This window comes from Sulfitobacter sediminilitoris (genome assembly GCF_010667575.1).
Taxonomy (GTDB): domain Bacteria; phylum Pseudomonadota; class Alphaproteobacteria; order Rhodobacterales; family Rhodobacteraceae; genus Sulfitobacter; species Sulfitobacter sediminilitoris.
Window position 1 is genome coordinate 1 of the sequence record NZ_JAABNT010000054.1, and the last position, 5,717, is coordinate 5,717.

Here is a 5,717-nt window from a genome sequence, read left to right on the forward strand (position 1 = left end):
CAGCGCGCTATTGTAAGCCGACCAGTTCGTGGTCTTGTATCTTGTCGGTGCCCAGCTGCTCATGACCTCCAGCTATCACACTGGATTCACAACATGAATCCCCTCACGCCATTTGTGCAACAAAGCCGGTCCAGAGCCTAAGGATTTTGGGCAACACCGGCATAATATAAAGAATAATCTGATAGTAGTTTTTCTTTCTCTATGTGTATCTTTGAGCAGTTAAGCTTGGGCCCGAAAGTATGATGAATACGAAAATTCAAGATGCAATCTCATTTGGGATTGAGGAATTAGTGGATATGCAGCTGCAATCTGGCGAATTTATATATCGAACAGGTTCAGGCGTTCCAACTCCCGACAATAGATATAATATTCTTCGACATTCAGGAGCAATTTACTCTTTAGCTGATTGCTATGCTTTTGCCAAAAAGCCTCTAAATCAAAAAATTCAGCAAGGAATAAATTGGGTATCAAAAGATCATCTAAGGGTTTTCTTGCATGAAGATGACTGGATGCTTGCTGTTGCAAGCGATGACAGAATGGCTGGCTCATTTAACTCGTTTAAGTTGGGAGGGTCGGCTCTTTATCTATCTGCAATTTCGTTGGCTGCAGAGAAAGGTCTTGCAAAATTCCCAGAAGATTTAGTTAGGAGAATTGGGGAATTCCTTCTCTATATGCAGAAGGATGATGGAGGCTTTCACTCAAAAATTTATCGGAGATCAAAGAAGATTAATACAAAATTTGTATCACTTTATTATCCTGGCGAGGCTGCGCTTGCACTTACGTTTCTTGGAGAGCAGAATCCAAAGGGCCCTTGGTTTCGAGCGGCTGTAAATTCACTTATGTATTTGGCACGCCTTCGAAAAGGCCGTCGAAATGTCGAACTTGATCACTGGGCTTTGATAGCAACTGCAAAAATTTTAGATTCAAAATTCGATATTTCTCAATTCGAGCGTGAGACCATTCTGAACCATATGGAGCAAATCGTTCAGTCAATAATTAATGAAGCTGATAACTTGAGCCAGGATGGATGCTGTACCGGGGATGGTCGAACCTGTCCAACAGCAACACGTTTGGAAGGACTAACCTCAGTATACGAACTTCTATTAAGCCTCCAAAAAAACCCTTTAGTTGATCGCGTCAGGGAATTAATTGAAGAGTACACTCTATTCCTGCTCGATGCTCAATACTCTGGCGGGTACAGAAAAGGCGGTTTTTCTCGATCATCTGTCAAGTGGCTTCGAGACAATAAAGTTGCGCCGGATCGACGTTCAGATGAAGTGAGAATCGACTATATACAACATGCGATATGTGGCCTACGGGGTGCCCTTGAGATCATCTAGTGTTCCCCACCTGACGCAAGATTCCCGATGCAAGCAGGGTATCGGACACGGGTCCGACATCCCTGAGCGAAACTGTCAGATAACGGCTGTGAGCCCAAGGTGAGCGATTTTGGGGTTTGAACTGATGTCCGCTATCGTTTTGAAATCAAAGTGACTCACACACTGCCGCAACCGTTCTAAGCGCCTTAGCGTTCGGTCATTCAGAAGTGCCGGGGATATTGGGTCATCATTGCCATGAGACCGAGGTCACTTTGAATACCCTCAGGATTGCGGGTCAACAACTCGCGCAGAAAAGCACGTTCAGCGTACGCGGTTTCATGCTCTGGCGTAACGTCGGTCGCGGGCTTGGCGATAGTCCCACGGAACATCCACTTCATAGTGGGGAGTTTGAATACTGGGAATGTAAGTGTCATATGACGATCCTCTCATTGGCGTTGGATTCAGCCTAAGGATCGGCGGATTGCGCTGGTATCCGCCCTGACGCTGTGCTGTTCTACGAAAATGAAGAGCGTTTTTCAAAACCTTTCAGACGTTCGCGTGTTCCTGGCAGTGCTGCGTGCCGGTTCTACCTTGGCGGCGTCCAAAACTCTCGGGATGGCGCAGCCCACCGTTGCAAGACGAATTGAAGCACTGGAACACGCGCTTAAGCTGGTTCTGTTTGAACGGAACACACAAGGATTTGCGCCGACACAGAATGCTCTTTCGTTGGTGCCGAGTGCTGAAGCAGTTGAGGAAGCGGCCAAGGCAATAGATTTGAAGGCTGCCCAGTTGGCATCTGTCCAATCCGGCACCATACGCATCACGGCTGTGATGGACGCATTTAATCCGCGCCTTTCAGCAATCCTAAAAGAGTTTGTTGCGAGCTATAGCAATGTTAACTTCGAATTAATCCCCAGCGATGACGCCATCAACATATCTAGTGGAGATGCCGACGTCGCAATCAGATGGACCAACAAAGAAATCGACGATCCATCGTTAATTTGTCGAAAACTGACCACGGTGACCCATTCGTTGTTCGCGTCAAAATCCTATGCGCCAGTTTGTGATTTTCCACACTCGGAATCTGATATGGAGGGACATAAGTACTTAGTTTTTGGTGGCAATCGGATGAAACCCATCAATAAATGGTTGCTCGAGCGCATAAAGCCCGATCAGATTGCGATGACCTGCCAAGATTTCAAGGCCATGGCGACAGGCATACAAATGGGGGCTGGTATAGGCGTGCTCCCGACCCGGTTCATGAAAAGTGACGAAACGCTCGTCCAATGCATAGAATTGCCCGAATATCTGGGGTCGACCGTTTGGCTAATAGTGAACCCTACCGCCTACCGCAGACCTGAGGTCAAAGCTTTCAGTGCATTCTTTGCGCCGCGATATAGTGCGCATTTGCGAAATAATTAAGGGGGGGGAATCCCCCAAAGCGGACCTTCGTCCATAGACTATCAACGGCAGCCTTGTCCCGCATAGCTGCCCCTTGGGGTTCTATCTGAACAACAGCCGCGCGCCCGAGGCAGACTGGGAATCTTATGTCGGACGGGGAACACTAGTTGTGCCATCCCGGATGATCACATACTCCATCGTTGATCATCATTTTTCATGGAATGCTGTGTCTTGATTAAGGCACGGAGTGGGAGAGCGACATGCTGAACAATCTTCCCAGCCAAGTGACAACGACGCCGAAGATCAGGGCGGCGATATAGGCGAGTGATGAACCTGCCTGGGTGCTTGCGGACCGTCACTGAACCACAGAACAGACCGTGTGGAAATGGCGCAGGCGCGATAGCGTCAAGGATCGCAGCCGCGATCGGCCATCATACAGTCTGCAACCTGACTTTTATCGATCCAGCGTGGGCCGTCGATCGCGAGATCTACTCTGACTTTTTGCTCCGGTGTATGGAGAAATAGCTGCAACTCCACGTGATTTAACGTAAACTCTTTTTGAGTTGGCCACGCCTCCCCGAAGCAAGGCTTGCCACTTCCGAGGATTGCTCGGATCTTGCATCCTCAGAAATGTGTAGCCCGTGTCTGCCCAAGCTAAGATCTTGCCGTGTGCGCTATCAAGAACAAGATCGCCGTGATCAGAACGGAAAACCAAAACAGCATGTGGACGCAACTTTCTGTCTAAGGCGGTTGCAATGAGCAACTTATTTGGGGCGACCCCTTTTCGGATCAACTCCAATTTTTTGAGCAGCGCTATGTCCTCACAGTCTCCGCCACGCCTTGACGGAAGCGTCCATTTCTCTGGCACGCCATATTGGACGTGGTCGTTAATTTGGTAAACTTTTCGGTTTATGGTTCTGTTCACCCTATTTAATTCGCTCAACGCTATGGTGTGACCATTACTTTTTGGTGAGCAGGCCCAAGAGTAAGTCTTACAAATACTAATTGCGCCGACCGGAGGCGACGTAAACTTGCCAGTCGTGAGAAAACCTTTTGCCGAAGCAGGACCGATCATTGCGAGATTGGTGCAGAGGATGAACGCGAATAAGGTGGCGCATGGTGCGCATACTGACCCATATGTTTTGATATTCCTAAAGATTTTCTTCATGATCTTTTCCTGCCCATCACTCAATTTTTGCCGTACCTCAAGAAAGGTTTTGGCTTTGTTTGACGCTATTGTGGTACTTCGGCAGGAATTGGTCGGTTTCGTGTCAGGCAGAAGGTTTTTGCCTCTGCAGCGGCTTTGTTGCACAAGTCACGCGAGGGATTCGCCTCATGAATCCAGCATGATAGCTGTGAGGTATGAGCAGTCGGGCCCCTACGAAATACAAGACCACGAACTGGTCGTCCTAAAATGACAGCTTGAAGCGGCGCGGATCGCTCTCGATCTGGTTTGATCCCGATATGGAATGGGTGCCGCCGCCGAGCGGTAGGCGTGGCCGCCGACAGCTGAAAGCTCTCATCCGAAAGGTTGCGGCAAGAACTTACGACGACCTCTGGCGCGCAGCTGGAAACGTCTGCAGCCTCTTCAAGCCCGAGGAATGCTACAACTTCTTCGTCGCTACTGGATATCAATCCGATTGAAGTGAACACGCTCTAAGACAGCTCTTTATTGCCGATGGACCTCTATGGCTCTCTGGTGCACCTAGCGACCCTCTTAGGTGCGTCGGACAATGCGTGTATGAAACCTGTCTCAGAGACGGTGAGCACACTGGGCCTTGCGCAGAGCCGGTACGGCAACTTTCCCTTTGGCATACGCCTTACTGATCGGTTGATGCATTTGCATGTTGTGGGTCAGACAGGGACGGGCAAGTCGACACTGCTGGCCAACCTCGCCCTGCAGGATGCAGCGTGCGGCTTTGGCTTTTGCCTGATTGATCCACATGGCGATCTTGCCGATGGCTTGGCTGCACAGTTGGGATCTCGTGCCCATGTCTGGGCCCCCGCTGAATCCGAGAACGAGTACGGCTACAATCCTTTGACCCGCGTGCCCGAGGCGTTCCATCCTTTGGTGGCCGCCGGCCTGATTGATGCGTTCAAAAAACAATGGGCCGACGCCTGGGGGGTGCGGATGGAACACCTCCTGCGTCATGCGCTCCTCACCTTGCTCGCCCAACCGCGGGCGGATCTGCGTGATCTGGTCCCCCTCTTCATCGACAAGGCCGCCCGGGCACAGATGCTGAGCCACGTCACCGATCCGCAGGTGCGCCGCTTCTGGACCACAGAGTTCCCGAACATGAACTACAAGACCGCCTTTGACGGCGTCGCACCCATCGCCAACAAGCTCGGGGCCTTCCTCGCCCATCCCAATGTCCGCCGTGCCTTGTGTGAACCGACCAAGCCGCTGCGGTTCCGCAAGATCATGGATGAGGGCCAGCTGCTCATTATCAATCTTAGTAAGGGGCGCCTCGGCGCGGACGTCACCAACGTCCTGGGCGGTCTGATTGTTGCCAGTATCGTCAACGCAGCGCTGAGCCGTCAGACCATTCCTGAGGATCAGCGACGCCCCTTCATGCTGCATGTCGATGAGTTCCATGCCTTCACCACCACCTCCATCGCCGACATCCTGCCAGAGACCCGCAAGTACGGGCTCGGTCTCACGCTTGTCCATCAGCACGTGGCCCAGGTGGAGACAGCGGTCTTTGACGCGATCCTGGGCAATGTTGGCAGCCTCATGGTGTTCCGGGTGGGGGCCAATGACGCGCCGGTCTTTCTCCGCCAATTGGAACGCGTCACCCTCAGCGATCTGATCAATCTCCCCAACCACCGGGCCTATATGCGGGTCATGGTGAAGGGCCAGAGGACACCGGCCTTCTCAGTGGCAACGGCGCCGCCCCCGCAAAAAACCGCCTCCCGCTAGGGGAGACGGTCAAGCCTAGTACTCGCTGGCCAACATGAGGGTCAGTACCCGATGTGTGACCGCCGGGTTGGCGGCGT

5 protein-coding genes and 1 pseudogene are annotated in these 5,717 nt (G+C 51.6%); 4 read left to right on the top strand and 2 right to left on the bottom strand.

Annotation, left to right across the window (positions count from 1 at the left end; translation table 11 throughout):
* Nucleotides 1-242 precede the first annotated feature (242 nt).
* Nucleotides 243-1,340, top strand: coding sequence for a hypothetical protein (locus GV827_RS22900; RefSeq protein WP_164356603.1), 1,098 nt, complete (start codon nucleotides 243-245; stop codon nucleotides 1,338-1,340).
* Between the two features lie 200 nt (nucleotides 1,341-1,540).
* Here GV827_RS22900 and GV827_RS22905 read toward each other — a convergent pair whose 3' ends face one another.
* A complete protein-coding gene (locus tag GV827_RS22905) occupies nucleotides 1,541-1,753 on the bottom strand; it encodes a hypothetical protein (RefSeq protein WP_164356605.1) in 213 nt (70 codons plus the stop codon).
* Between the two features lie 88 nt (nucleotides 1,754-1,841).
* Between GV827_RS22905 and GV827_RS22910 the strand changes: the two genes are divergently transcribed.
* Nucleotides 1,842-2,741, top strand: coding sequence for a LysR family transcriptional regulator (locus GV827_RS22910; protein ID WP_164356607.1), 900 nt, complete (start codon nucleotides 1,842-1,844; stop codon nucleotides 2,739-2,741).
* A gap of 433 nt (nucleotides 2,742-3,174) precedes the next feature.
* On the opposite strand, the gene GV827_RS22915 is transcribed toward GV827_RS22910, so the two are convergent.
* Nucleotides 3,175-3,888 carry a transglutaminase-like cysteine peptidase gene (locus GV827_RS22915; RefSeq protein WP_164356609.1) on the bottom strand — a complete coding sequence of 238 codons (714 nt, stop codon included), beginning with the start codon at nucleotides 3,886-3,888 and terminating at the stop codon, nucleotides 3,175-3,177.
* A 194-nt stretch (nucleotides 3,889-4,082) separates the two neighbouring features.
* Between GV827_RS22915 and GV827_RS22920 the strand changes: the two are divergent.
* Nucleotides 4,083-4,229 (top strand): annotated as a pseudogene (locus GV827_RS22920) (IS5/IS1182 family transposase); the annotation flags it as partial.
* 253 nt (nucleotides 4,230-4,482) lie between these two features.
* Entirely contained in the window at nucleotides 4,483-5,640 is a 1,158-nt protein-coding gene (locus GV827_RS22925; RefSeq protein ID WP_328823210.1) for a type IV secretory system conjugative DNA transfer family protein, read from the top strand.
* Nucleotides 5,641-5,717 lie beyond the last annotated feature (77 nt).

Coding starts and splice junctions, on each gene's coding strand:
- GV827_RS22900 (WP_164356603.1), top strand. CDS start 243: ATGAATACGAAAATTCAAGATGCAATCTCATTTGGGATTGAGGAATTA.
- GV827_RS22905 (WP_164356605.1), bottom strand. CDS start 1,753: ATGACACTTACATTCCCAGTATTCAAACTCCCCACTATGAAGTGGATG.
- GV827_RS22910 (WP_164356607.1), top strand. CDS start 1,842: ATGAAGAGCGTTTTTCAAAACCTTTCAGACGTTCGCGTGTTCCTGGCA.
- GV827_RS22915 (WP_164356609.1), bottom strand. CDS start 3,888: ATGAAGAAAATCTTTAGGAATATCAAAACATATGGGTCAGTATGCGCA.